Consider the following 2,717-nt stretch of genomic DNA (forward strand, 5'->3'; position numbering starts at 1 on the left):
GAACCCACCCCCGTTGAAACCTTTAATAACGACGAGTTTTTGCCCCCTGTCAGCCGTTGGACAAGTTTGGGGGGAATTTTGATGGTGGCAACCTTTGGCGGGGCGATCGCCCTTGCTAGCGTCACCAAATACACCGCTACAGTCAAAACAGACGCGATCGTCCGTCGGGCCGGAGAAGTGCGCCTCGTGCAAGCCGCCACCGAAGGAACCGTCGAAAGCATTGCTGTTAGCGAAAATCAGACAGTGAAAGCCGGAGATGCGATCGCAGTTGTAGGCGGTTCGCGTTTGGGCGATCGAAACAAGCAGTTCCAAGAAATCATTAATCAGTCTCAAACAGCAGCACAGCAAATCAACCAGCAACTGCGCGACTTGGAAAATCAAATTTTGGCCAGCGCCCAACTTAAAAGCACCCAAAGCGGAAGTTCCGCCGAACAGGAATTAGTCGAATCCGCTTTAGTCAAAATCGCCGCATCGCTGCCGGATGTTGCCGAGAAACTGGGTAGAAGTCGGCGGGTTTTGCTCGTCAAGCGATCGACCATTCAACAACAATTAATTCAAGCTAAGAAACAGCTAAATCAAGTTGAGTCAAAACTCGAAAATAGCGTGATCCGCGCCCCTGCTGACGGTACAATTCTCAAATTGGAAGTACAAAATACTGGTCAAACTGTACAAGCCGGAAGTGCGATCGCCCAAATCGTCCCCAGCGACTCACCCCTGATAATCAAAGCCAAAGTGACATCCCAAGACATCGCCCGCATCCAAATCGGCCAACCCGTGCAGATCAGGATTTCCGCTTTACCCTTCCCCGATTACGGCACATTGAAAGGAACAGTCAGCGAAATCGCCCCAGATGCGATCGCCCCTCAAAATCCCGCCAATAATTCAGGTGGATCTTATTACGAAGTTGCAATCAAGCCAGAACAAACTTATTTAACCAGAATCACATCTTCTAGCGGTAACTTCTTCGGAGGTTCCCAAACAAATGAGCCGCGTCAATATGCGATTCAATCTGGAATGGAAGGTAGAGCCGATATTATTACCGGTCAAGAAACAGTGTTAACATTTGTGTTGCGGAAAGCAAGATTAATGACAGATATGTAATTAGTAATTAGTTATTTTGAGACTGCGGTTTAAACCGCACACTCTTCAACCCGCGAAGGCGGGTTTTGTTTGTGTAGACGCGGTTTCAACCGCCGAGTCTAATTACGTCTATAATCAATAGATAGATTAACTGGTTAATAGTATCAATGGAAAACACCAAAACAGGTCGCATTCCAGCTTGTTCTCTTCCATGAACTGGGTTAAGATTGACAAAATAAATTTTCCCTCACTGAATGCTCATAGTGCTTCTAAACCATCCATTTCTGCCAGAATAAACTCGCGATCGATTGCAGCAATCTCAACTTGAATATCTGGATCGTTAGCCATCTCGGCTATCTCTGCTTCCAGGTATTTAGCATTAGCGAGTTTATTAGCTATGTAAGTTTTCTCCCGCACTCGGCAAGCGATCCGTTCCAGCAACCAAAGTTGTTCTTCTATCGACAGGGAACTAATAGAACGTTCAATTTCTACTAAAGTTTGTGAAATCATTTTAGTTTCCTCTGGTTTTTTGTCCCATCGCAAATCATCGAGATTTTTTTGAATGAGACCGGGCCCATTCCGAATAGATTCATTATGGCGATCGCTTACTTATCTTGTTTCTATATTATACGACATAGTTGCGTAGCAGCTTATGACAGAATACGGTTAAGTTAAGACAGATCCCCCCTAACCCCCCTTAATAAGGGTGGGATAAGAAAGCTCTTAAAGTCCCCCTTCTTAAGGGGGATGAGAGGGGGATCTCCGGGGCATAAATAATCTTAAGTAAACCGTATTGAGGTATGACGCACACTCCAACGACTCCAGATGATTCAGAAGGTCGGGTTTCCCCCTTGTTTTTCCCCGACAAAGAATGTAAAATTATAAAAACATGGGTTGTAAGCAATGAACGAAGCGCGCCGCGAAGCCTATCAAAATCTGATTGAATCTCTCATCACCTGTCCCAGGGAGGAACGAATCGAGATTCTGCAAGCTAACCTAGAATTAATAGATGATGGTTTTGCTCAATATTTGCGAGAGTGGGCAACTCAAACTCTGGCAACTTTGGATGCAGAACAAGCATACAATGGTGCTAATTTTTTCTACGGTTTAGATTTAACTTTTTATAATCTTCGGCAAGGTAGTCGGGCAAGTAATTTAGAGGTGGGTATTGCTTGTCTAGAGATAGGATTAACTGTTGTCACCCGCGAAGCTTACTCGGAAAAGTGGGCAAAGTTTCAAAATAATTTGGCGAATGCGTACTTCTACAGAATCAGAGGGGAAAAAGCCGAGAATCTGGAATTGGCGATCGCAGCTTTTGAGGCATCCTTGGAAGTTTACACCCGCGAATCATTTCCCTTTGAATGGGCAGGGTGTCAAAATAATTTGGGGCTTGCCTACGGCTACAGAATCAGAGGGGAAAAAGCCGAGAATCTGGAATTGGCGATCGCAGCTTTTGAGGCATCCTTGGAAGTTTACACCCCCGAATCATTTCCCGAAGACTGGGCAAGGAGTCAAAATAATTTGGGGATTGCTTACCTCTACAGAATCAGAGGGGAAAAAGCCGAGAATCTGGAATTGGCGATCGCAGCTTTTGAGGCATCCTTGGAAGTTTACACCCGCGAATCATTTCCCTTTGA

At 45.3% G+C, this 2,717-nt stretch carries 3 protein-coding genes and 1 pseudogene; 2 read left to right on the top strand and 2 right to left on the bottom strand.

The genetic code is table 11. The features are described 5' to 3' along the window. Positions 1-1,101: HlyD family secretion protein (locus IQ270_RS29565; protein WP_193976670.1), on the top strand; the 1,101-nt coding region annotated here is incomplete at its 5' end. An 85-nt stretch (positions 1,102-1,186) separates the two neighbouring features. Here IQ270_RS29565 and IQ270_RS29570 read toward each other — a convergent pair. Together IQ270_RS29570 and IQ270_RS29575 are read right to left on the bottom strand one after the other, a co-directional pair. Continuing rightward, positions 1,187-1,321 (bottom strand): type II toxin-antitoxin system PemK/MazF family toxin, encoded by a 135-nt coding sequence (locus IQ270_RS29570; protein WP_368670150.1) that lies wholly within the window; start codon positions 1,319-1,321, stop codon positions 1,187-1,189. 17 nt (positions 1,322-1,338) lie between these two features. Beyond that, positions 1,339-1,590: a hypothetical protein gene (locus IQ270_RS29575; protein ID WP_193976671.1), complete on the bottom strand. Its 252-nt coding sequence runs from the start codon at positions 1,588-1,590 to the stop codon at positions 1,339-1,341. Positions 1,591-1,983: 393 nt separating this feature from the next. Between IQ270_RS29575 and IQ270_RS29580 the strand changes: the two are divergent. Beyond that, a pseudogene (locus tag IQ270_RS29580) lies at positions 1,984-2,717 on the top strand (tetratricopeptide repeat protein); the annotation flags it as partial.

This window comes from Microcoleus sp. LEGE 07076, from assembly GCF_015207455.1.
GTDB lineage: Bacteria > Cyanobacteriota > Cyanobacteriia > Cyanobacteriales > Microcoleaceae > Microcoleus.